We start from the raw sequence: 21,661 nt of genomic DNA, 5'->3' as shown, positions 1-21,661 counted from the left end.
ACCGGGCCCCAGCGGCCGCAGGTGACGGGAGGGAGCCCCGGTGGTGCCGGTGACCCGCCTGGACGGCCGGGAAGTGGTGGTCAACGCGGAGCTGATCGAGACCCTCGAGGCCACGCCCGATACGGTGATCACCCTGACCACGGGCCGGCGCCTGGTGGTGCGGGAACCCGTGGACCGGGTGATCGAGCGGGTGGTGGCCTACCGGCGGCGCATCCTGGCGCCGGCCGGGGGACCGGGCGGAGAAGGGGCGTCCTGCGCCCCGGCCTCGCCCGCCCTGGCCGCCGGGTCCACCGGGCACGAGGACGGTGACCCCAGGTGAAAGGCAAAGTCCGGTTGCTGTTGATCGTGGTGGTGACGGCGGTGGCCGCCGCGGCGCGCACCTGGTGGGCCGCCACCCGGGCGGGGGCGGGGGAGCCCCCGCCCCCGCCGGAGCCGGTGGACGTGGCCCTGGAGCCCTTTACCACCAACCTGCGGGATGGTCGGGTGGTCCAGGTGGCCCTGGTCCTCCGGGTGGCAGGGGAGGAGGCGGCCAAGGCGCTGGAGCACGGCGGCATGGCCGAGGTGCGCCATCAGGTCTACCGGGTCCTGCGCGGGATGACCGCGGCCGACCTGGCCGGAGCCGGCGGCATGGACCGGCTGCAGCAGGCGCTGCGGGCCGTCCTGGCGGGACAGGGCGGCGGCTCCGGCCACGGCCAGGGTAACCCGGGGACGGGGTCCGGCCTTCCTGCCGGATCTGGAACCGGTGGACATGCCCCCGGGGGCGGGTTGCCCATTCAGGACGTGCTGATCACGGACCTGATCGTCCAGTAGGGGCCTGCAGAGCACGGGCGGGAGGAGGGCTGCTGCTTGAACCAGGGCGTGCGCCGCAAGGGCGTCCGGAGGGCTCCGGTGGTCCGGCTCTACGACTTCCGGCGCCCGGACAAGTTCTCCAAGGAGCAGTTGCGCACCCTGGCCATGGTCCACGAGAACGTGGCCCGGCTGGCGACGGGCTTCTTGTCGGGCCAGCTGCGCACGGTGGTCGAGGTGGCGGTGCTGGAGGTGGAGGAGACGACCTACGGTGAGTTCATCACCGGCCTCTCCAACCCTACGGTGCTGGCGGTCTTCAACCTGCCGCCCCTGGAGAGCAGCGCCGTCATGGACGTGGAGCCCTCCATCGCCTTTCCCATGGTGGACCGCCTGTTCGGCGGTCCGGGCACGGGGGCGGCCACCGGCCGCGGCCTGACGGAGATCGAGACGGTGGTCATGCGGGCAATCCTGCAGGGGCTGCTGGGATCCGTCGCCGAGGGGTGGAGCCAGCTCGTCCAGGTACAGGGCGAGCTGGTCACGGTGGCCGCCAACCCCCTGTTCGTCCAGGTCCAGGCGCCCAACGAGATCGTCGTGCGGGTGGTGCTCTCGGTCCGGTTCGGCCAGCAGGAGGGAGCCTGGCGGATCTGCTTGCCTTATCCCCTGCTGGAGCCCCTGCTGCCGCGGCTGGCCGTGCACCAGTACTACGCCCGGGAGACCCGCAGCCAGGCGCGGTCCCGGGAGCAGTGGGAAGAAGGCCTGCGCCAGGTGCCGCTGCCGGTGCAGGTGGTCCTGGGGCGGGCCCAGCTGACGGTCCGGCAGCTGCTGGACCTGGCGCCGGGGCACGTGCTGCCGCTGGATACCCGGGCCGGCAGCCTGGTCGACATCCTGGTGGGCGGCCGGCTCAAGTTCCGGGGTCTTCCCGGCCAGCACGGGCAACGGCTGGCGGTGCAGGTGGTGGAACGGGTAGAGGAGGAACGCGGCCATGGGCACGGGCGAGTGGGAGATGCTGTCGCAGGAGGAAATTGATGCCCTGTTGCGCAGCCTGGCCGAGGAGGGGAGCGGGGCCGGCCCCGCCGGCGGGGACGACCCGGCCCGGGGCGCCCCGGCCGGTGCGGGAGGCGCGGCCGGAGGTGCTGCCGGATCCGACGGCCCTCCCCCCGCAGCTGCCGGATCCGCCGGCGGGGCATCGGGGTCCGCCGGGCCCCAGGAGGCCTCCCCCGTCGCGACGGGCCCCTCCGCCGGAGCCGGGGAAGCCACGGGCAGGCGCCCCTCCGCTCTGTCGGCCGCGACCCCGCCTGCCGCCTTCCAGGAGGAGGCCAGCCCGGCGGGCGGGCCGGGCGCGGAGGGACCGACCGGTGCCGGCCGGGGCAGCGGCCCGGCCCAGGCGGCGGCCGCAGCCGAGCCGGCCCCGGCGGGCATCGCGGGGGCCGGTAGCCGCCCGGCGGCCGGGTTCTACCCCCTGCACGGCGGTCCCGAGGCCGGCGAGGGCTGGCCGCCGGAAGGGGAAGGCGGCGCCGGGCCCGCCGCGGGCCGGGGAACCTTGGATCTCCTGCTGGATGTCCCCCTGCAACTGACGGTGGAGCTGGGCCAGACCCAGCGCACGGTGCGGGAACTGCTGGAGATGGCGCCGGGCACGGTGGTGGAACTGGACCGGCTGGCGGGCGAGCCGGTGGACCTGCTGGTGAACGGCCGCCTAATCGCCCGGGGCGAGGTGGTGGTGATCGATGAGAACTTCGGCATCCGCATCACCGACATCGTCAGCCCCGGCGAGCGCCTCCGCCGCCTCCGTTGAGGGGGTACCGGGGGAGGGCGTTCGGGGGGGACCGGCGCCCGCGGTGGTGGTCATCGACCCTGCCGCCTTTGCCCGGCGCCAGGTCCGGGCGCAACTGACTCCCCTGGGGTGCGTGGTGCTGGAGCTTTCCGGATCCGAACCCGAGCCCGTGATCCGCCGCCAGCTCCAGCGGGCCCGGGTGGTCCTGGCCGAACCGGCTCCGTGGGGCCGGGACGCGGGCCGCTGGCTGGCTGTCCTGAAGGCGATGAATCCCGGCGCCACCCTGGTGGTGTGCACGGCCCTGACCACCCGGGCGGCCGTGGTGGCCTACCGGCAGGCGGGAGCGGCCGACGTGGTGGCCAAACCGTGGCAGCCTGCCCGCCTGCAGGCGGCGGTCCGGCGCGCCCTGGCGGCCCGGGGGCCGGCGGGAGGGCTGGATCCCCGCGCCGGCCGGGGCGCCGCAACGTCGCCGGGCGGGGAGTCGCCGGGCCGGGCCTGCCTGGAGGCGGGGCCGGTCCAGGGGGAGACCGGGGGGACGGAGGAACCTTGTGGACAGGCCTGATCCAGTTTCTCGTTGCTTCGCTGCTGGTGATCGCAGCGGCCGCGTGGGGGAGCCGGGCCCTGGTCCGGTGGTTGAAGCCTGCCCAGGGCGGGCGTGATCTGGAAATCCGGTCCGTGGTGTCCCTGGGCGGCCGGCGGGTCCTGTGCGTGGTGCGCTGGCACGGGGACGAGCTCCTGCTCGGGGTGACCGACCAGGGCGTGAGCCTGCTGGACCGGCGGGCGGCCCGGGAGGATGAGCCGGCATGATGCCCCAGGTGAACGTCACCCTCCAGCCGGCCACGGGCCCGGAAGGCCTGGGTGCCGCCCTGCAGATCCTGCTTCTGCTCACCGTGCTGTCCCTGGCGCCGGCGCTGCTGGTGATGATGACGGGCTTCACCCGCATCGTGGTCGCCCTGTCCTTCCTGCGCGGCGCCCTGGGTACCCAGCAGGCCCCGCCCAACCAGGTGCTGGTGGGGCTGGCCCTGTTCCTGACCGTGTTCGTCATGGCACCGGTCTGGCAGCAGGTCTACCAGGACGCCTGGATACCCTACCGGGACGGCCGGATCGGCCAGGTCGAGGCCCTGCAGCGGGCGCAGGAACCGGTGCGGGAGTTCATGTTCCGCTATACCCGGGAACGGGACTTGGCCCTGTTCCTGGAACTGTCGGGGCGGGGGCCGGTGGCGTCGCCCGACCAGGTCCCGACCTACGTGCTGATTCCTGCCTTTGCCATCAGCGAGCTCAAGACGGCCTTCCAGATCGGTTTCATCCTTTACGTACCCTTTCTGGTCATCGACATGGTGGTGGCCAGCACCCTGATGTCCATGGGCATGTTGATGGTTCCGCCCATGCTGGTGTCGCTGCCGTTCAAGATCCTGCTGTTCGTGCTGGTCGACGGCTGGAACCTGGTGGTCCGGTCCCTGCTGGCGTCCTTCGGCATGCCGGGCTAGGGGCCGGGCTGGAGACCGGGCCCACGGCCCGTGTCCCCCGGGCCGGCGGTTGGGCCGGAGAGGGGCCGGGGGAGCCGCCGGCCGGGTCCGGTAGACGAGGGGGAGAGGGATGATGACCGACGCCATGGTGCTTACGGTGGGGCGGGAAGCCCTGTGGACGGGCCTTCTGGTGGCCGCCCCCGTGCTCCTCCTGACGGTGGCCGTCGGGGTGGCGATCAGCATTCTGCAGGCGGCCACCCAGGTGACGGAGCAGACCCTGGTCTTTGTTCCCAAGATCCTGGCGGCAGCGGCGGCCCTCCTGCTCTTCGGGCCGTGGATGCTGGCGACCCTGGTGCGCTACACGGTGCAGCTGTACGAATCCATCCCCGGCGTCCTGGGATGATCCCGGCCGGGGACCGGGGATGCGGGGGAGGGGCCGTGCCCCGCGGCCGTGGCGGCGGCCCGGCCGGCCCCGGCCCAGCAGCCGGGGCCGGTGACCGGCGGCGGAGGTGATCCGGTGGACCTGGCGGCCATCGCCACCACAGAACTCAACCGGTTCCTGCTCTGCCTGGGCCGGACCAGCGGCCTGGTGGTCGCCTCGCCGGCCTTCGGCGGGGGCCTGGTGCCGGCGCCTGCGCGGGCGCTGCTGGCGGTGCTTCTGGCCCTGGTGGTATACCCGGTGATGCCGCCCGCCCGGCCGCCCGCCACGGCCCTGGGTTACGGGGCCGCCCTGCTGGCCGAGGTGGCCGCGGGGCTTGCCCTGGGCCTGGTCACCGCCCTGGTCTTCGCCGCCGTCCAGCTGGCGGGCCAGCTGCTCGACCTGTCGGCGGGCTTCGGCCTGAGCGGGGTCATCGATCCCGTCTCGAGCCAGTCCATGCCCGTCCTGGGGCACTTTCTCTACCTGGTCATGTGGGTTCTGCTGCTGGCCACCGACGGCCACCACCTGATCCTGCGGGCTCTGGCTGACAGCTACCGCCACCTGCCACCGGGGGGAGCCGGCCTGGCCGGCGGTGCCCCGGTGCTGCTCGACCTGGCGGGCTGGATGTTCGCCACCGGCCTCCTGTTGAGCCTCCCCGTCCTGGCCGTGCTGGTGGCCGTGATGGTGGCGCTGGGCCTGGTGTCCCGGGCGGTGCCCCAGCTCAACGTGTTCATCACGGGCCTGCCGGTGCAGGTGGCCGTGGCCCTGGTCGCCCTGCTGGCCGCCCTGCCGGCGCTGGCCGGAGCCCTGGCCGGCCTGGCCCGGCCTCTGGGCGAGTTCCTGGCCCGGCTGCTGGAGGCGATGGGCCCATGACCCCGCCTGCCCTCGTGCGCCCGGCGGGCCCGGCGGTCCCGGCCGGTGTTTCCGCGGCGGCCCGCCTCGATCCCAGGGCGGCCGGGCGGGCCGGCCGGGAGAGCGGCGGGACCGCCTGGCCAGCCCGAGGGGCAGCCGCCGGGGCAGGGGCCCCCCTCCGAAGGATCCAGCTCCAGCTCTTTGCCGGCGAGCGGGTGCTGCCCCCGTCCCCCCGGCGGCTCAGGCAGGCCCGCCGCCGGGGCCAGGTGGCCCGCAGCGCGGACCTGCCGGCAGCCCTGGTGCTGCTGGCGCTGGCGGCCCTGGCCGGCACGCTGGTGCCCCTGGCCGCCCGGCAGGTGGCGGGGCTGGCGCGGCGGCTGTGGGCGCCATCCCCGGCCCCGCTGCCGGCGGACTGGACGGTGGCCCAGGCGGCGGATCTGGGGCGGGTGGTGCTGCTGGGAACCCTGGCCGCCGCCGGCCCCCTGGCCCTGGCGGGCTGGGTGGTCGCGGCGGCGGCCGGGTTCGTCCAGGCAGGGGGGCTGTTTCAACCGGGTCTGGCCGCTCCCCGCTGGGAGCGGGTGAACCCCCTGGCCGGCCTGCAGCGGCTGGTGTCCCGCCGCGCCCTGGTGGAGCTGCTGAAGGCGCCGGTCAAGCTGGCGGTGATGGCCGCCGCCCTGGGACCCGCCTTGCTGGGTGCCGGGATGCAGCTGATCACGGCCACGGGAGCGCCGCTGCCGGCGATGCTGGGCCTGGCGGGCCGGTCCCTGCAGGGGTTGCTCTGGCGAGGGGCCCTGGCCTACCTGGTGGTGGCCCTGGCTGATTACGCCTACCAGTGGTGGGAGCACCAGCAGTCCCTGCGGATGACGGTCCAGGAGTGGAAGCAGGACCAGAAGGAAGCCGAAGGCGACCCGGTGCTGCGCCAGCGGATCCGCCAGCGGCAGCGGCACCTGGCCCGCCGCCGCATGCTCCAGGAAGTACCCCGGGCCGACGTGGTGGTGACCAACCCGACCCACGTGGCCGTGGCCCTGCGCTACGACCCGGCCCGCATGGGGGCGCCGGTCGTTGTGGCCAAGGGGGTGGACTTCCTGGCCCTGCGCATCCGGGCCCTGGCCGAGCAGCACGGCGTGCCCGTGATGGAGGAACCGGCCCTGGCCCGGGCCCTCTACCGGGCGGTGGAGGTGGGGCGCGAGATCCCCGCTGCCTTCTACGTGGCCGTGGCGGAAGTGCTGGCCTTCGTGTGGCGGCTGCGCGGCCGGGCGGGGCCGGCCGGCGGTCAGGACACCGCGGGGCCGGGCCCGTGGCCCGGTCCCGCGGTCCCGGCCGGGGGGCCCGCCCCGGCAGGCAGGGGGAGCGAGGAGGAAGCCCGGCTGGCGGCCTCCCCAGGCGGGTGGGGCTCCGGCGAGCCGGGTGCCGGGGAGGCGGGCCGCCGGCCGCCGGTTCGTCCCGGCCGAGGGGAGGTGAGGTGAGATGGCCCGCCCTTTGACGGGCAGGGCAGGAGGCCTGGCGGCCGCCGGGCAGTGGCTGGCCGGTTCCGCCGACGCGGTGGTGGCGGGACTGGTGGTCACCATTGTGGTGATGATGGTGGTGCCCCTGCCCACGGCGCTGCTGGATCTGCTGATCGCGGCCAACCTGACCTTTGCCCTGGTGGTCCTCCTGATGACCATGTACACCCAGGAGCCGCTGGAGATCGCCGTCTTCCCGTCGTTGCTGCTCCTGGCCACCCTCTTCCGCCTGGCGCTGAACGTCTCGTCCACGCGGCTCATCCTGCTGCAGGGCGACGCGGGGGCCATCATCCGCCAGTTCGGGCACTTCGTGGTGGGCGGCGACCTGGTGGTCGGCCTGGTGGTCTTCCTCATCCTGGTGGTGATCCAGTTCGTCGTCATCACCCGCGGGGCCGAGCGGGTGGCGGAGGTGGCGGCCCGGTTCACCCTGGATGCCCTGCCGGGCAAGCAGATGAGCATCGACGCCGACCTGTCGGCGGGTCTGATCGACGAGCAGGAGGCCCGCCGCCGCCGGCAGCAGGTGGCCCGGGAGGCGGACTTCTACGGCGCCATGGACGGTGCCAGCAAGTTCGTCAAGGGCGACGCCATCGCCGGGCTCATCATCACCGTGATCAACCTGGTGGGGGGCGTGCTGATCGGCGTCCTGCGGGACGGCCGGCCGGCGGCCGAGGCCTTGCAGGTCTACTCCCTGCTGACGGTGGGCGACGGGCTGGTCTCCCAGATCCCCGCCCTCCTCCTCTCGACCGCCACCGGCATCGTGGTGACCCGGGCAGCGGGGGACGACCACCTGGGCGGCGAGCTCCGCCGCCAGGTGTTCTCCAATCCCCGGGTGCTGGCAGTGGCGGCGATCTTCCTGGTGCTGCTGGGGCTGGTGCCGGGGCTGCCCAGGGTACCCTTCTTCGTCCTGGCCGGCATCGCCGCCGCCGGGGCCCGGGGACTGCAGCTCCAGGCCCGTCGCCAGGCGGAGGAGGAGGCCGCCCGGGCGCGGGCGGAAGCGGCGGCCGCCCGGGCGGAGCCGGAGCCCGTCACCGCCGTGCCCGTCGACCCCATCGAAATCGAGCTGGGCTACGGTCTCCTGGCCCTGGCGGACGAGGGCCGGGGCGGCGACCTCCTGGCCCGCATCGCCGCCATCCGCCGGCAGATGGCCCAGGAACTGGGCGTGGTGGTGCCCCTGGTGCGGGTCCGGGACAACGTGCTGCTGGAAAGCCACACCTATGTCATCCGCCTGCGGGGGGCCGAGGTGGGGCGGGGCCGGCTGCTGCCCGACCACTACCTGGCCATGGCCACGGGGCTGGAAACGGAAACGGTGGAGGGCATCGAGACCACCGAGCCGGCCTTTGGCCTGCCGGCCCTGTGGGTGGCGGCCGAAAACCGCCAGCGGGCCGAGCTGGCGGGTTACACGGTGGTCGACCCGGCCTCGGTGCTGGCCACCCACCTGTCGGAGCTCTTGCGGCAGAACGCCTACCGGCTGCTCACCCGGCAGGACACCCGCCAGCTGCTGGACGGGCTGCGCCAAGTGGCCCCGGCCCTGGTGGACGAGCTGCAGCAGCACCTGAGCCTGGGCGAGATCCAGAAGGTCCTGCAGAACCTGCTGCGGGAGGGCGTGGCCATCCGCGACCTGGTCACCATCGGCGAGGCCCTGGCCGACCAGGCGCCCGCCACCCGGGACACCGACCTCCTGACGGAGTTCGTCCGGCACCGCCTGGCGGCCCAGATCTCCGAGTCCCTGCCGGTGCGGGACGGCCGGCTGCGGGTCCTGGCCCTGGACCCCGCCGCCGAGCAGGTGATCCGGGAGGCCCTGCAGCAGGCACCCGGCGGCACCCATCCCGCCGTGCCCGCCGACTGGCTGGGACGGTTGCTGCGGGCGGCCCAGGCCGAGGTCCGGCGGGTGGCCGCCCAGGGGGTCGAACCGGTGGTGCTGTGCGCCCCCGTCATCCGCCTGCACCTCTACCGCATGCTGGAGGCGGCGGTACCCCAGCTGGTGGTGGTTTCCTATAACGAGCTGGTGCCCCATCTCCAGGTGGAGACGGTGGGGGTGATCCGGCCGTGAAGATCAAGCGCTTCCGGGCTCCCGACATGCGCACGGCCCTTGAGCAGGTGCGGGCCGAAATGGGGCGCGACGCCGTGATCCTGCAGTCCCGGTCCGTCCGGGGGCGGGGGATCTGGGCGTGGCTGGGGCGGGGCCGGCGCTGGGTGGAGGTTACCGCCGCCTGGGACGGGCCGGATCCAGGGTCCGGGCGGGAGGCACCCACGGGTGCCGGCTCGCCCGGCCCGGCCCTGGCTTCGGCTCCGGCCCGGGCCCCGGTCCCGGCCCGCTCCCCGGTCCCACAGGCCGCGGCGGGCGACAGCCCCGTGCCGCCTGGTGGCCTCCGCATCGACGTGGCGGTAGGGGAGGGGCCCCTGGTGCCTCCCCCAGGCGGGGCGCCGGCCCCCGCCGGCCACCCCAGGGCCGTCCAAGGACCAAGGCCGGAGCCGGTAGCCGGGACGGCGCAGCTGGAAGGGGCCAGATGGCCGCAGGCGGTGCATGCCGCCCAGGGGCCCGCGCCCCTTCGTGACGGGCCGCCAGCCTCGGCGGTCGGGCCCTTGCGGTTCCCTCCCGCGGGGCGGCCCCTGGCGGGAGTGGTCGCCGTCCTGGGACCCACGGGAGCCGGCAAGACCACCACCGTGGCCAAGCTGGCTGCCCGGGCCGTGCTGGACGAGGGCCGGGACGTGGCCCTGCTGGCGGCCGACACCTACCGTCTGGGAGCCACCCGCTCCCTGGCGGCCTACGCCGAGCTCTTGGGCTTGCCGCTGGCTGTGGCCTACTCCCCCGGCGAGGCGGCGGCCTGGGTTGCGGGCCTGCCCTGGGAGGAACCCGGCGGCGGACTCGCCCGGGCGGCGGCAGCGCCGGTGGTGGCGGCGAGCCGCGGCATCGCCGGGACCACGGCCGGGGACGAGGCGCCGGAGCCGCACGCGGGGGACCGTGGTCCGGCCGGCCCCGGGGCCCAGCCCGTTCTTCCGTCCGGGGGAGCGGGGGGCGGCCCGCTGGCGCTGGTGGACACGGCCGGGCGCAACCTGCTCCTGCCCGAGGTGGCCGCCGAGCTGGCCACCCTGCTGTCGGCGGTGCGCCCCTGGCGGGTGCTGCTGGTCGTGCCGGCCACGCTGGCACCGGCCGAGGCGGCCGCACTGGTGGCAGTGGGGCGGCAGCTGGGGGCAACGGATCTGGTGCTGACCAAGCTGGACGAGTGCCTCGACCCGGCCGCCGCGCTGAGCCGGGCCGCCCGCTGGGGCCTGCCCCTGGCCCTGGTGGGCTGCGGGCAGCGGGTGCCCGACGACCTCCTGCCCGGCACCCAACAGGTTCTGGCGTCGTGGCTGGGCGCCCGCCCAGGACAGGTGGCGGGGACAGGGGGAGGGTCAGGCCATGGCTTCAGCGGCACCGGGGCCGGCTGAACAAGCGCGGGCGGTACTGGTGGCCAGCGGCAAGGGTGGGGTCGGCAAGAGCAACCTCAGCCTCAACCTGGCCATCGCCGCCCGCCGGCTGGAACGGAGGGTGCTGCTCCTGGACGCCGACGTGGGCCTGGGCAATGCGGAGATCCTGGCCGGGGTGTCGGCACCCCTGCACCTGGGCGACGTGCTGGCGGGCCGGTGCACCCTGGAGCAGGCGGTGGTGGGCGGCCCCGGGGGCGTCGACCTCCTGGCAGGGGGCCACGGGCTGGGCGAGCTGCCGCCGGTGGACGGGCTGCGGTGGCGGCATGTGCTGGGCCAGCTGGCGGGCCGCCGCTGGGACCTGGTGGTGATCGACGGCGGTGCGGGGGTGGGAGGTCCCGTGCGGCCCCAGCTGCTGGCGGCGCGGGAGCTTTTGGTGGTGACCACGCCCGAGCCCACCGCCCTGGCCGACGCCTACGCCGTGATCAAGCTGGTGGCGGCCGGGGGGCAGGGGCTCCCGCCCCGCCTGTGGGTGGTCGTCAACCAGGTGCAGCGGGCGGCGGAGGGGCAGGCGGCCTTCGCCCGGCTGGCCAGCGTGTGCCGGCGGTTCTTGGGCGTAGAGCCGCACCTGCTCGGCCTGGTGCCTCATGATCCCCGGGTGCGGGAGGCCGTGCAGCGGCAGGTGCCCCTCCTGCTGGCGGCGCCCCACAGTCCTGCTGCCCGCGCTGTGGAAGCCATGGCCCGCCACCTGCTGGGGTGCCCTCCGCCCGCCGCCGGAGGCTTGCTGGCCTACCTGGCCCGGCTCTGGCCGGGCCGCGGGGCGCCTCCCGGCCGGGAAGCCGCCGGCGGGCCGGTCGCGGGCTAGCCCGGGCCGGTGCTGCCGGACGGCGAGGCGGGGCAAGGAGTGGGGGGAGTGGGATGGACCGGGTGGAGCCTTTGCCGCTGGAGACCAACCATCCGGTGGAGGTGACCTTCGTCGGCGAAGCGCCGCCGGGCCACGGTCCGGGGCCCTACCGCACCCACGTCCTGGGGACGGCGGCGGAGGGGCTGGTCCTGGCCCTGCCCATGGCCCGGCAGCGCTGGGTGCTGCCCCGGCCCGGCCAGGCGGTCAAGGTGGTGTACCGGGACCCCCAGGACCGGGAGGCGGCCCGGGGCCTCTTCGGCTTCGTCAGCGCCGTGGCCGGCGCCCGGGTGGAACCGGAGCCGGAGCTGGTGGTGGCCTGGCCCCGGCGGGTGGAGCGGGTGCAGCGGCGGCAGTGGGTCCGGATCGACCTGCGCCTCCCGGTGCGCATCGAGCGGCGCGGCGATCCGGCTCAGGTCGTGGAAGGCCGGACCCTGGACGTCAGCGGCGGCGGTTGCCGGGCCCAGCTGTCCCGGCCCGTGCCCCCGGGCGAACTGGTGCGGGTCGACCTGGCCTTCCCCGGCTGGGCCGCCCAGGCCACGGCCCGGGTGGTGCGGGTGGAACCCGGCGACGGGCCGGTGGTGGGCCTGGAGTTTGTGGAGATCGACCCGCGGGTGCAGGACCGGATCGCCGGGTTCATCCTGGCGGAGCAGGCCCGGCGGCGCCGGGTGCTGGGCTGAGCCCCGGCGCCGGAGCGGCCCGGGGCCCGGACCGGCCGGGGGAGGAAGCCGGAGGGGGGAGCAGGGTGTCCGCGGAGTTGAAACAGCGGCAGGAGCGGGCGGAACTGTGGCGGCGGTACCGGACGGCGGCGGATCCCGAGAGCTGGGAAGCCCTGATCCGGGAGCACCTGCCTCTGGTCCGCTACCTGGCGGGGCGGTTGGTCGTCCACCTGCCCCCCCAGGTGGAGCTGGACGATCTCATCAGCTACGGCATCTTCGGCCTGATGGAGGCCATCAAGCGCTACGACCCTTCCCGGGGGGTGAAGTTCGAAACCTACGCCTACACCCGGATCCGCGGCGCCATGCTGGACGGCCTGCGGGCCATGGACTGGGTACCCCAGGGCCTGCGCCGGCGGGCCCGGGAGGTGGAGGCCTGCTACCGGCGGCTGGAGAACCGGCTGGGCCGGCCTGCCGAGGATGCCGAGGTGGCGGCGGAGCTGGGGCTGACACCTGATGAATTCGGCGAGCTCCTCAAGGACCTGGCCCGCACCACCGTGATCTCCCTGGACGACGTGCTGCGCAGCGAGTCCGACGACCCGGCGGCGGTGCTGGACCGGCTGGCCGATCCCGGGGCGGCCGACCCCCTGGCGGCCGCCACCCTGGCCGACCTGCGCCAGCGCCTGGCCCAGGCCCTGGCGGTCCTGCCCGAGCGGGAGCGGCTGGTGATCACCCTTTACTATTATGAAGGCTTGACCGTCAAGGAGATCGCCGAGGTCATGGGGGTCAGCCCGTCACGGGTTTCCCAGCTGCACACCCGGGCCATCCTGCGCTTGCGGGCCCGCCTGGGCGGGGACGGGGGGTGATGGGGTGAGCATCGGCGGGCTGGACGGGCCCCACGCCATCCAGTCGGCGGCCGAGGCCCAGCGGCTGCAGCGCCAGCCGGCCGAGGCCGGACGCGGGGAGGAACAGGCCCAGCGCTTTGCCGCAACCCTGGACGAGGCCCGGCGGCGCCGCCAGGTGAGCGGGGCCGGCGCCGGGGAGGCGGCAGGGCGGGCCGGGCACGAACCCGGATCCGGCGGCTCCGGGGCGGCCGGCGCCGGTGGCCGGCCCCGGCGTCCCGGGGAGGGTGGGGGCGGGCGCTCGGGAACGGGTCACCGGGGGAATGGCCGGCGGTCCGGCGGCAGGGGCCGGCCGGCCCCGGACCCGGACGAGGGGGAGGCGCCGGGCGGAGCCGAGGGCGGGGCGGCGATCCCGGCTCCCACCGGTCCGGTGCCCGGCGCCAGGGCCGAGCCGGCGGCCGCCGGCGGAGGAGCTCCGGCGCCCGCAGCGGCCCGGGGGAAGCGCCCGGTGCCCGAGGATCTTCCACGGAAGGGCCTGAAGCTGGATCGCACGGTGTGATCCCGAGCCGGGGCGGGCCTCCACGACCCTGCCCCCGCCGCCCGTTCCCTGCCCGTCGCCGGCCACCGGGCCCGCCCGGCCGGGTCGACCTGCCTGGGCCGGCCGCATAGGCCGGGACAAGGCTGGCATACTATGCCAGGCAGGGGGTGAGGGGATGCGCGGCTTCTGGCTGGGCTTCACCTGCGGCCTGCTGGTGGCCGCCCTGGTGACGGCGGCCGGAATCCAGCACCTGGTACGCCGGGGCCTGACGGTGGAGGTGGAAGCCGGGCCCCTGGCCGCAGCGGCCGAGGCGGCGGTGCAGGAGGCCGTCCGCCGCCAGCTGCCGGCCGTGATGAACCCCCTCAAGGAGCAGCTGCCTGCCGCCATCGCCGCCCAGCTGGCTTCCCGGCTGCGGGAGGCCGGCATCATCGTCTACGGGGTGCGGCTGGAGCTGCCGCCTGAAGCGGCGGCCGCCCTGGAGCGCCACCTGGAGGAGGAGCTGCGCCGGCAGCTCGGCGCCCAGCTGGATCCGCAGCAGCTGGCCGCCTGGTCCGGGCCGTGGAGCCGCCAGCTGGGGCGCCAGCTGGTGGACGGCCTGGCGACCCGCCTGGCCCAGCAGCCGGTGCCCGTTCGTCCGGTGAACCGGCTGCCCCTGGCCATCCCCGTTTACATCCGCCTGAACACCGGCTCCCCGCCGCCGGCCTACGGTGGGGCGGAGCCCGCGGCTCCCGCCGGCCGCCGGTCCCCAGGCGACACCCGGGTCCGGGAGGCGTCGCCTGCCCCGCCGGCCTCCCGGCCGTGGTCCTCCTGGTCCTGGTCACTCGCCCCCGGTTCCACCCCGCAGGGCGGGACGCCCGCCCTGATGGTCGGGGCGGCGGCGCCCGCCGGCGGTCCCCAGCCCCTGCGCTAGCCCCTTCGTTGGCGCACCGGAAACCCTGTGATATACTACCGAACGGCTTGCGCCCGGACACCGCCGTGGCGGCAGCAGCTCCGCAGTGCCTGCCGGGGCTGCGGGGCCGCAACGGGAGGCCGGTGAACCGGTGGCAGGCACATCACACGCCCCCGGAGGGGTGCGGCGGTGCCGGCTGGCGGCGCAGCGGCGCGCCGGTTCCGCACTCCGGCGAAGGGGGCGGAGGAACCAACCGCGAGGAGGTGAGGCCGGTGCCGGTCGTGGCCATGAAGCAACTGCTGGAAGCGGGTGTGCACTTCGGCCATCAGACCCGCCGGTGGAATCCCAAGATGCGCCCCTACATCTTCATGGAGCGCAACGGGATCTACATCATTGATCTGCAGAAGACGGTGCGCCTCCTGGACGAGGCGTACCACTTCGTCCGCGAGCTGGTCGCCCAGGGCGGCCGCATTCTTTTTGTGGGGACGAAGAAGCAGGCGCGCGAGGCCATCGCCGAGGAGGCCACGCGCTGCGGCGAGTTCTACATCAACGAGCGCTGGCTGGGCGGCACCCTGACCAACTTCGCCACCATCCGCACCCGCATCGACCGGCTGGCGGAGCTGGAGCAGATGGAAGCCGAGGGCCACTTCGACCGGCTGCCCAAGAAGGAAGTGGCGCGCCTGTTGCGGGAGAAGGAGAAGCTGGAGAAGTACCTGGGCGGCATCAAGGGCATGAAGGACCTGCCCGACGCCGTCTACGTGGTCGACCCCCGCAAGGAGAAGATCGCTGTCTCCGAGGCGCGCAAGCTGGGCATCCCCGTGGTGGCCATCGTGGACACCAACTGCGATCCCGAAGAGGTCGACTACGTGATCCCCGGCAACGACGACGCCATCCGCGCCGTCCGGCTGATCACGGGCAAGATCGCCGACGCGGTGCTGGAGGGCAAGCAGGGCGTCCAGGTGGTCGAGGCCTGACCCCGGGCGGCCGGCCACCCCGGGCCTGATGCCGGCGGCGAGGGCCCAGGTGGGGCCCGGCCGGTGCGGCGACGGGACGCGTCACGCCGGCCGGCGGGAGGGCGGTCACGGCTCGTGAGGCAAGCGGACCCGGCCGGAGGAACCGGCGGGGGCGGAACCGGCGGAGGCACGCCGCCGCGGCTGTGCCCCGGTTCCGGCCCCCCGCCCGGCAGGGGAGCAGGGGAGGAAGGAGGCCATCCATGGCGGTCAGCGCAAAGCAGGTGGCGGAACTGCGGGCGCGCACCGGCGCCGGCATGATGGACTGCAAGAAGGCCCTGGAAGAGGCGGGCGGTGATCTGGACAAGGCGGCCCAGCTGCTGCGCGAGTGGGGGATGGCGGCCGCCGCCAAGAAGGCCGGCCGGGAGACGGCGGAAGGCCTGGTCCACGCCTACATCCACGGCCAGGGCCGCATCGGCGTGCTGATCGAGGTGAACTGCGAGACGGACTTCGTGGCGGCCACCGACGACTTCCGGCAGCTGGTCCACGAGCTGGCCATGCAGGTGGCGGCCACGGCGCCCCAGTACGTGCGGCGCGACGACGTGCCGGCCGAGGTGGTGGAGCAGGAGCGGGAGGTTTTGCGCCGCCAGGCCGAGGCCGAGGGCAAGCCGGCCCACATCGTCGACAAGATCGTCGAGGGGCGGCTGGACAAGTTCTTCAGCCAGGTCTGCCTGGAGGAGCAGCCCTACATCCGCGACGACTCCATCACCGTGGGGGACCTGATCAAGCAGGCGATCGCCAAGCTGGGTGAGAACATCCGGGTGCGGCGGTTCGTCCGCTTCGAGCTGGGCGGCGCCTGAGGCGGGCCGGCCTGCCCGGCGGGCTCGTCCCGTTCCGGGTGGCCCGGCGGCGGTGGGAGAAAGGTCGGGGAGCCGTGGAGCGCAGCCAGACCGAGGGACAGCCATCCCGCCCGGCGGGGAGCGGCGCGGCCGGGCCGGTCCAGGCCCGCGGGGAGGGCCGCCCGGAGGGCCGCCCGGACAGCCGGCCGGACAACGGCATGCCGCGCCCCCGCTATCGGCGGATCATGCTGAAGCTGTCAGGTGAGATGCTGGCCGGCGGCGGGTACGGCATCGACCCCGATGTCGTCGACTCCATCGCCCGCCAGGTGCGGGAGGTGGTCGACCTGGGCGTCCAGGTGGCCATCGTGGTCGGCGGGGGCAACATCTGGCGGGGCGTGCAGGGCAGCGCCAAGGGCATCGACCGGGCCACCTCCGACTACATGGGGATGCTGGCCACGGTGATCAATGCCCTGGCGCTGCAGGACGCGCTGGAGAAGCACGGTGTCGACACCCGGGTCCAGACGGCCATCGAGATGAAGGAGGTGGCCGAGCCCTACATCCGGCGGCGGGCCATCCGCCACCTGGAGAAGGGGCGGGTGGTGATCTTCGCCGCCGGGACGGGGAACCCGTACTTCTCCACCGATACCACGGCGGCGCTGCGGGCCGCCGAGATCGAGGCGGAGATCTTCTTCAAGGCGACCAAGGAAGACGGCATCTACGACGCGGACCCGCGCCTGGATCCCAACGCGCGCAAGATCGACGAGATCGACTACCTGGAGATGCTCAACCGCGGCCTGCGGGTGATGGATTCGACGGCCACGTCCCTGTGCATGGAGAACAACATCCCCATCCGGGTGTTTGATCTCAGCGTCCCCGGCAACGTGCGCCGGGCCGTTCTGGGCGAGAACATCGGTACATACGTCAGGGGGGAGCCCCGGTGATCGAGGACATCCTCCGGGAGACCCGGGAACGGATGGAGGCGCGGGTGGAGAACTTCCGCCGGGAACTGGCCGGGGTCCGGGCGGGCCGGGCTACGCCGGCCCTGCTGGAGAAGATCCGGGTCGACTACTACGGCACGCCCATGCCCATCCACCAGCTGGCCACCATCACCGCACCGGAGCCGCGGATGCTGGTGGTCCAGCCCTGGGACAAGGGTGTGATGGGCGAGATCGAGCGGGCCATCGCCAAGTCGGACCTGGGGGTGAACCCCTCCAGCGACGGCCAGGTCATCCGCATCGTGCTGCCGCCGCTGACGGAGGAAACCCGCAACGAGCTGGTCAAGCGGGTACGCAAGATGGCGGAGGAAGAGCGGGTGGCCGTGCGCAACCTGCGCCGCCAGGCCAATGAGGACCTCAAGGACCTGGAGGACGAGGGCTTTTCCGAGGACGAGATCCGCCGCGCCCAGGAAAAGGTGCAGGAGCTGACGGACCGGATCATCGCCCGCATCGACGAGCTGCTGGCCGCCAAGGAGAAGGAGATCCGCGAGGTGTGACGCCGTTGCAGGACCTGGTGGGCCTGCCCCTGGCGGAAGCGCGCCGGCGCCTGGCAGGGGCAGGTCTTTCCGTTACCGTCACGGTGACCGCCGCGCCGGAGGAACCGGCCCGGCGCCGGGCCCGCCAGGTGGGCCCCCGGCTGACCCTGTGGCGGGTGGTGCGGGCGGAGGCAGGCGAGGCGCCCGGCCAGGTGCGGCTCCTGGTGGCGGCCTTTCCCCTCCCCCCCCTGCCGCGGGCGGACCTGGAGGCCGCCCTGGGCGAGGCGGCCGCCGGGAGCTGGGGGCCGCCCAGCGGGGGTTCCCTGGATGCCGGTGCGCCCGGCGGGGCGGGCGCCGCCGCGGGGGACGGGGGCGCAGGCCCGGTCAAGGCGGGCCCCGCGGAGACGGCCGCCCCGCGGCCGGGTGGAGCCGGCACCGGCCCCGGGGCGCCGCGCTCCGGGCGGGGCGTGGCGAGTGCCGCGGAGCAAGGGAGCGGGGCCGGGCGGGACGCAGCCGGGAGAGAAGGAGAGGGAGCCGGTGACCCATCCCGTTGAGCGGCAAGGCCGGGCAGCGCCCCGGCCGGAGGAGGTGGAACTGCATCGCCGGATCGACCGGGTGCGGGCGCTGGGCCGGATGCCGCGGCACGTGGCCATCATCATGGACGGCAACGGTCGCTGGGCCCAGCGCCGGGGCTGGCCGCGGGTGGCCGGCCACCGGGCCGGAGTCGAGAGCGTGCGGGAGATCGTGCGCTTCGCCGGGGACATCGGCCTGGAGGTCCTGACCCTCTACGCCTTCTCCACGGAGAACTGGCGGCGGCCGCCGGCCGAGGTCCGCGCCCTGATGGGCCTCCTGGTGGAGCACATCCGCCGGGACCTCAACGAGCTTCACCGCAACGGCGTGCAGATCCGGGTGATCGGCGACCCCGCGGGGCTGCCGGCGCTGCCGCGGCGGGAGGTCTTGCGGGCGGTGGAGACCACCCGCCACAACCGCCGCATGGTGCTGGTGCTGGCCCTCAACTACGGCGCCCGCTGGGAGCTGGCCCGGGCTGCCCGGCTGGTGGCCGAGCGCGCCGCCCGGGGCGAGATCGATCCTGCGGCCATCGACGAGACGGTCCTGGCGGCCCACCTGCAAACGGCGGACCTGCCCGACCCCGACCTCTTGATCCGGCCCAGCGGCGAGTGGCGCATCTCCAACTTCCTGCTCTGGCAGATCGCCTACAGCGAGCTCTGGTTCACCCCCGTGGCCTGGCCCGATTTCCGCCCCGTGCACCTGGTGGAGGCCATCGAGGACTTCGCGCGGCGGGAGCGGCGCTTTGGGGGCCTGGGTCCCGGGGCGGGCGCCCGGGCCCGGGACGGGACGCAGCCCGCCCTGGCCGGTGACCTGGCCGGCGAGGGGGAGCATTCCTCCGGCCGGCCGGCGGCGCCCGGCGCGGCGGGTACGGCGGACGCTGCGGGGCCGCAGGGGGCAGGTCCGGCGGCGGGCCCGGCTGGCCCCGCGGCGCCGCAGCGGGCAGCGGGCCCGGCGGCGGGGCCGGACGCGGCTGCCGGGGAGCGGGCGGTGCCCGGTGGGGACGGTGCGGTGCTGCAGGCCGGCCGCCCCGCAGCGGGCAACGGTGACGGCGCCGTGTCGGCCGGCGCCGGACCCGGGGCCGGCGCCGGCGCCGGCAGCCGGGCGGCGAGGGGCGGGGGATCCCGGCCGGGAGGCGGTGGCAGTCCCCGGCCCGCAAGCGGCGGGGGCGCATCCGCTCCATGCTGAAGGCACGGGTCGTCACCGCCGTCCTGCTGTTGCCGCCGGTGCTGTGGGCCGTCGCCCGGGGCGGGCCGGCCCTGGCTGCCCTGCTGGCCGTGGTGGGCCTGCTGGCGGGCTGGGAGGCCGCGGGCCTGCTGGCGGCAGGGACGACCGGCGGGCGGCGGGCCGCACCGGCGGAGCGGTGGCCGCCGGCCCGCCACCGGGCTGCCCGGCCGGCCGCGGCGGTGCGCGGTGCCTGTGCCCTGGGCGGGGCCCTGCCGAGCGTAAGCCTGGCCCTGCTGCCCGGTCCGGCCATGGTCGCCATGGCAGCGGGCGGGGCTGGGGCGGTCATGGCGGCCGCCCTGGCGGCCGCCATGACCGCCGGGTTCCACCGCGCGGGACCTGGGTCCGGCTGGGCCAGGCCGGGGCCCGGCGGGGGCCTGCCGGGGATGGGGAATCCCGGGCAGGGCGGCTCCGTCTTTGCCGCCTCAGCCCGGGCCGCCCTGCTGGGAGCGGCCGTCACCCTCTGGGTCGGGGTGCCCCTGGCCCATGCCCTCTGGCTGCGCCGGGCGGGGGTGGCCTGGTTGCTGGTGCCGCTGGTGATCCTGTGGGTCCAGGACATCGCCGCCTTCTTCGTCGGCCGGGCGGTGGGCCGCCACCGCATGGCGCCGCGCATCTCCCCCGGCAAGACCTGGGAGGGGGCAGCGGGTGGCCTGGCGGCCGGTCTGCTGGTGGCCATCGCCCTGGCCGGCCTCCTGGATGTGGACCCGGCCGGCCTCTTGCCGGCGGCCGCGGCCGTGGCCGTCGCAGGCCAGGCGGGTGACCTCTTCGAATCCTACTGGAAGCGGCGGGCTGGCCTGAAGGATTCGGGAGCGCTGCTGCCGGGGCACGGCGGCATGCTGGACCGGATCGACAGCCTGCTGCCGGCTTTGCTCCTCTTCAACTGGTGGATGCAGCCGTGGCGGTAGCCGGGGCTGAGACCGTCGCGGCCACCCGATTCCTGCCGGAGGCCCCGTCCGGGACGGGGGTGGGAGGCCGCCGCGAGGATCGGGGGAGGCCGGCGGGAGGGCCCGCTGCGTGGGGGTGCGGAGCAGCCGGCCGCCGGTGCCCGGGGGCAACCGGCTCCGGCAAGCTGCGGGCGACGGAGCCCGGGGATCCGGGGCGGCGGCGGCTGGCGGGAGCATCCAGAGCCTGGCGGGGGAACCCAAGGGGGAGGCGGAAGGACCGTTGAAGAGCATAGCGCCGGTGGCGGCGGCGGGCCGGCGGGCGCAGGAACCGGCCGCAGCGCCCGCTGCGGGCAGCACCCAGCCGCCTCTGTCGGAACCGGTTCGGGGTGATGCAGGGCCGTCCGGCTGCCGTGGAGCGGGCGGGCCCGTGGCGGGCCGGCGGCGGGAGCCCGGCCCGCGGGACGAAGCCGGCGCCGGGACGGGCGTGGTGATCCTGGGCAGCACCGGGTCCATCGGCCGGCAGGCGGCCGACGTCATCGCCCGGATGCCGGGCCGGCTGCGGGCCGTGGGCCTGGCCGCGGGGCGCGACGGCGCCCGCCTGCTGGAACAGGTGCGCCGCCTCAAGCCCGAGGTGGTGGCCCTGGAGGACCCGGAGGCCGGTCGCCGCTGGAAGCCGGTTCTCGAACGGGAAGGGGTCCGGGTCCTGGTCGGACCGGGCTCCGCCGAGGTCCTGGCCACCTGGCCGGGCGCCCGGCGCGTCCTTTCCGCCATCACCGGCGCCGCCGGCCTGCGCCCTACCCTGGCGGCCCTGGAGGCGGGCCGGGACGTGGCCCTGGCCAACAAGGAGTCCCTGGTGGCGGCGGGGGACCTGGTGACACGGGTGGCGGCTGCCCGCGGCGTGCGTCTGCTGCCGGTGGACAGCGAGCACTCGGCCCTCTTCCAGTGCCTGCAGGGTCGCCGGGCCGAGGAGGTGGAGCGGCTCATCCTCACCGCCTCGGGCGGTCCCTTCCGCGGCTGGAGCCGGGAGGCCCTGGCCCGCGTGACCCCCGCGGAGGCGGTCCGCCACCCCAACTGGTCCATGGGCGCCAAGATCAGCGTGGACTCGGCCACCTTGATGAACAAGGGCCTGGAGGTCATCGAGGCCCACTGGCTCTTTGGCCTGCCCGCCGAGCGCATCGCCGTGGTGGTCCACCCCCAGAGCATCGTCCACGGCCTGGTGGAGCTGGTGGACGGGGCGACGGTGGCCGTCCTGGCGCGGCCCGACATGCGCCAGCCGATCCAGTACGCCCTGTGTTATCCTGAACGTGGACCCCGGCTGGTGGAGCGCTTGGATCTGGCCGCCGCGGGCATGCTGACCTTTGAAGAGCCGGACACCGGGACCTTCCCCTGCCTGGCCCTGGCCTACCAGGCCCTGCAGGCAGGGGGAACGGCACCGGCCGTGCTCAACGCTGCCAACGAGGAGGCGGTGGCCGCGTTCCTTGCGGGGAAGCTGCCCTTTCCGGGCATCGCCGAGACGGTGGCGGCGGTGCTGGACCGGCACCGGCCCCGGCCGGTGACCGGCCTGGACGACGTGCTGGAAGCCGACGCCTGGGCCCGGGCGGAGGCGCGGGCCCTGCTGGCAGGGGCATGGGAAGCGGGGCGGGCGGAATAAGAACGGGCCGGGGCGCCTTCCGCTCCCCGGGGCAGGGCCGGAGCAGGCC

At 75.2% G+C, this 21,661-nt stretch carries 25 protein-coding genes; all 25 read left to right on the top strand.

Annotated elements, in window-relative coordinates:
• The first annotated feature begins 40 nt into the window (after window positions 1–40).
• Window positions 41–319, top strand: coding sequence for a flagellar FlbD family protein (locus tag THESUDRAFT_RS11500; protein WP_006904966.1), 279 nt, complete (start codon window positions 41–43; stop codon window positions 317–319).
• Window positions 316–810: a flagellar basal body-associated FliL family protein gene (locus THESUDRAFT_RS11495; RefSeq protein WP_006904965.1), complete on the top strand. Its 495-nt coding sequence runs from the start codon at window positions 316–318 to the stop codon at window positions 808–810. Before THESUDRAFT_RS11500 ends, THESUDRAFT_RS11495 begins: the two co-directional genes overlap by 4 nt.
• Before the next feature lie 36 nt (window positions 811–846).
• Complete coding sequence (gene fliM, locus THESUDRAFT_RS11490; protein ID WP_006904964.1) at window positions 847–1,812, top strand: flagellar motor switch protein FliM; 966 nt, start codon at window positions 847–849, stop codon at window positions 1,810–1,812.
• Complete coding sequence (gene fliN, locus THESUDRAFT_RS15325; protein ID WP_006904963.1) at window positions 1,769–2,578, top strand: flagellar motor switch protein FliN; 810 nt, start codon at window positions 1,769–1,771, stop codon at window positions 2,576–2,578. Before fliM ends, fliN begins: the two co-directional genes overlap by 44 nt.
• A gap of 43 nt (window positions 2,579–2,621) precedes the next feature.
• Window positions 2,622–3,119 carry a DNA-binding transcriptional response regulator gene (locus tag THESUDRAFT_RS11480; protein WP_006904962.1) on the top strand — a complete coding sequence of 166 codons (498 nt, stop codon included), beginning with the start codon at window positions 2,622–2,624 and terminating at the stop codon, window positions 3,117–3,119.
• Window positions 3,104–3,364, top strand: a complete 261-nt coding sequence (locus THESUDRAFT_RS13770) for a FliO/MopB family protein (protein ID WP_006904961.1) — start codon at window positions 3,104–3,106, stop codon at window positions 3,362–3,364. The genes THESUDRAFT_RS11480 and THESUDRAFT_RS13770 overlap by 16 nt, the downstream gene beginning before the upstream one ends.
• A complete protein-coding gene (fliP, locus tag THESUDRAFT_RS11470; RefSeq protein WP_006904960.1) occupies window positions 3,361–4,044 on the top strand; it encodes a flagellar type III secretion system pore protein FliP in 684 nt (227 codons plus the stop codon). The genes THESUDRAFT_RS13770 and fliP overlap by 4 nt, the downstream gene beginning before the upstream one ends.
• 109 nt (window positions 4,045–4,153) lie before the next feature.
• Window positions 4,154–4,426 carry a flagellar biosynthesis protein FliQ gene (fliQ, locus tag THESUDRAFT_RS11465; protein WP_006904959.1) on the top strand — a complete coding sequence of 91 codons (273 nt, stop codon included), beginning with the start codon at window positions 4,154–4,156 and terminating at the stop codon, window positions 4,424–4,426.
• 114 nt (window positions 4,427–4,540) lie between these two features.
• Complete coding sequence (gene fliR, locus THESUDRAFT_RS11460) at window positions 4,541–5,314, top strand: flagellar biosynthetic protein FliR (protein ID WP_006904958.1); 774 nt, start codon at window positions 4,541–4,543, stop codon at window positions 5,312–5,314.
• Complete coding sequence (locus THESUDRAFT_RS11455; protein WP_006904957.1) at window positions 5,311–6,759, top strand: EscU/YscU/HrcU family type III secretion system export apparatus switch protein; 1,449 nt, start codon at window positions 5,311–5,313, stop codon at window positions 6,757–6,759. Before fliR ends, THESUDRAFT_RS11455 begins: the two co-directional genes overlap by 4 nt.
• Window position 6,760: 1 nt before the next feature.
• The gene (gene flhA, locus THESUDRAFT_RS11450; RefSeq protein ID WP_006904956.1) at window positions 6,761–8,845 is read left to right on the top strand and encodes a flagellar biosynthesis protein FlhA; all 2,085 of its coding nucleotides are present in this window, start codon (window positions 6,761–6,763) and stop codon (window positions 8,843–8,845) included.
• A complete protein-coding gene (locus THESUDRAFT_RS11445) occupies window positions 8,842–10,224 on the top strand; it encodes a flagellar biosynthesis protein FlhF (protein ID WP_006904955.1) in 1,383 nt (460 codons plus the stop codon). Before flhA ends, THESUDRAFT_RS11445 begins: the two co-directional genes overlap by 4 nt.
• Entirely contained in the window at window positions 10,196–11,065 is an 870-nt protein-coding gene (locus THESUDRAFT_RS11440) for a MinD/ParA family protein (protein ID WP_006904954.1), read from the top strand. The genes THESUDRAFT_RS11445 and THESUDRAFT_RS11440 overlap by 29 nt, the downstream gene beginning before the upstream one ends.
• A 53-nt stretch (window positions 11,066–11,118) precedes the next feature.
• Window positions 11,119–11,781 carry a flagellar brake protein gene (locus THESUDRAFT_RS11435; protein ID WP_006904953.1) on the top strand — a complete coding sequence of 221 codons (663 nt, stop codon included), beginning with the start codon at window positions 11,119–11,121 and terminating at the stop codon, window positions 11,779–11,781.
• 65 nt (window positions 11,782–11,846) lie between these two features.
• Entirely contained in the window at window positions 11,847–12,623 is a 777-nt protein-coding gene (locus tag THESUDRAFT_RS11430; protein WP_006904952.1) for a FliA/WhiG family RNA polymerase sigma factor, read from the top strand.
• Between the two features lie 4 nt (window positions 12,624–12,627).
• Window positions 12,628–13,158: a hypothetical protein gene (locus THESUDRAFT_RS11425; protein WP_006904951.1), complete on the top strand. Its 531-nt coding sequence runs from the start codon at window positions 12,628–12,630 to the stop codon at window positions 13,156–13,158.
• A 154-nt stretch (window positions 13,159–13,312) separates the two neighbouring features.
• Window positions 13,313–14,047, top strand: a complete 735-nt coding sequence (locus THESUDRAFT_RS11420; protein ID WP_006904950.1) for a hypothetical protein — start codon at window positions 13,313–13,315, stop codon at window positions 14,045–14,047.
• A 251-nt stretch (window positions 14,048–14,298) separates the two neighbouring features.
• Window positions 14,299–15,000 carry a 30S ribosomal protein S2 gene (gene rpsB / locus THESUDRAFT_RS11415; protein ID WP_006904949.1) on the top strand — a complete coding sequence of 234 codons (702 nt, stop codon included), beginning with the start codon at window positions 14,299–14,301 and terminating at the stop codon, window positions 14,998–15,000.
• A 239-nt stretch (window positions 15,001–15,239) separates the two neighbouring features.
• The gene (gene tsf / locus THESUDRAFT_RS11410) at window positions 15,240–15,836 is read left to right on the top strand and encodes a translation elongation factor Ts (protein WP_006904948.1); all 597 of its coding nucleotides are present in this window, start codon (window positions 15,240–15,242) and stop codon (window positions 15,834–15,836) included.
• A 197-nt stretch (window positions 15,837–16,033) separates the two neighbouring features.
• A complete protein-coding gene (gene pyrH / locus THESUDRAFT_RS11405; RefSeq protein WP_040827823.1) occupies window positions 16,034–16,756 on the top strand; it encodes a UMP kinase in 723 nt (240 codons plus the stop codon).
• Window positions 16,753–17,307 (top strand): ribosome recycling factor, encoded by a 555-nt coding sequence (gene frr, locus THESUDRAFT_RS11400; protein WP_006904946.1) that lies wholly within the window; start codon window positions 16,753–16,755, stop codon window positions 17,305–17,307. The genes pyrH and frr overlap by 4 nt, the downstream gene beginning before the upstream one ends.
• Complete coding sequence (locus THESUDRAFT_RS11395) at window positions 17,304–17,840, top strand: PASTA domain-containing protein (protein WP_006904945.1); 537 nt, start codon at window positions 17,304–17,306, stop codon at window positions 17,838–17,840. The genes frr and THESUDRAFT_RS11395 overlap by 4 nt, the downstream gene beginning before the upstream one ends.
• On the top strand, window positions 17,824–19,041 hold the full coding sequence (locus THESUDRAFT_RS14775) for an isoprenyl transferase (RefSeq protein WP_006904944.1): 1,218 nt from the start codon (window positions 17,824–17,826) through the stop codon (window positions 19,039–19,041). Before THESUDRAFT_RS11395 ends, THESUDRAFT_RS14775 begins: the two co-directional genes overlap by 17 nt.
• On the top strand, window positions 19,035–19,982 hold the full coding sequence (locus tag THESUDRAFT_RS11385; RefSeq protein ID WP_006904943.1) for a phosphatidate cytidylyltransferase: 948 nt from the start codon (window positions 19,035–19,037) through the stop codon (window positions 19,980–19,982). Before THESUDRAFT_RS14775 ends, THESUDRAFT_RS11385 begins: the two co-directional genes overlap by 7 nt.
• A 109-nt stretch (window positions 19,983–20,091) precedes the next feature.
• A complete protein-coding gene (locus THESUDRAFT_RS11380; RefSeq protein ID WP_006904942.1) occupies window positions 20,092–21,612 on the top strand; it encodes a 1-deoxy-D-xylulose-5-phosphate reductoisomerase in 1,521 nt (506 codons plus the stop codon).
• Window positions 21,613–21,661 lie beyond the last annotated feature (49 nt).

Source organism: Thermaerobacter subterraneus DSM 13965, assembly GCF_000183545.2.
GTDB classification, from domain to species: domain Bacteria; phylum Bacillota; class Sulfobacillia; order Thermaerobacterales; family Thermaerobacteraceae; genus Thermaerobacter; species Thermaerobacter subterraneus.
This window is presented reverse-complemented; position numbering and strand designations above follow the sequence as displayed.

Coding starts and splice junctions, on each gene's coding strand:
- fliN (WP_006904963.1), top strand. CDS start 1,769: ATGGGCACGGGCGAGTGGGAGATGCTGTCGCAGGAGGAAATTGATGCC.
- fliP (WP_006904960.1), top strand. CDS start 3,361: ATGATGCCCCAGGTGAACGTCACCCTCCAGCCGGCCACGGGCCCGGAA.
- fliQ (WP_006904959.1), top strand. CDS start 4,154: ATGATGACCGACGCCATGGTGCTTACGGTGGGGCGGGAAGCCCTGTGG.
- THESUDRAFT_RS11455 (WP_006904957.1), top strand. CDS start 5,311: ATGACCCCGCCTGCCCTCGTGCGCCCGGCGGGCCCGGCGGTCCCGGCC.
- flhA (WP_006904956.1), top strand. CDS start 6,761: ATGGCCCGCCCTTTGACGGGCAGGGCAGGAGGCCTGGCGGCCGCCGGG.
- THESUDRAFT_RS11440 (WP_006904954.1), top strand. CDS start 10,196: ATGGCTTCAGCGGCACCGGGGCCGGCTGAACAAGCGCGGGCGGTACTG.
- THESUDRAFT_RS11435 (WP_006904953.1), top strand. CDS start 11,119: ATGGACCGGGTGGAGCCTTTGCCGCTGGAGACCAACCATCCGGTGGAG.
- THESUDRAFT_RS11420 (WP_006904950.1), top strand. CDS start 13,313: ATGCGCGGCTTCTGGCTGGGCTTCACCTGCGGCCTGCTGGTGGCCGCC.
- tsf (WP_006904948.1), top strand. CDS start 15,240: ATGGCGGTCAGCGCAAAGCAGGTGGCGGAACTGCGGGCGCGCACCGGC.
- pyrH (WP_040827823.1), top strand. CDS start 16,034: ATGCCGCGCCCCCGCTATCGGCGGATCATGCTGAAGCTGTCAGGTGAG.
- THESUDRAFT_RS11385 (WP_006904943.1), top strand. CDS start 19,035: ATGCTGAAGGCACGGGTCGTCACCGCCGTCCTGCTGTTGCCGCCGGTG.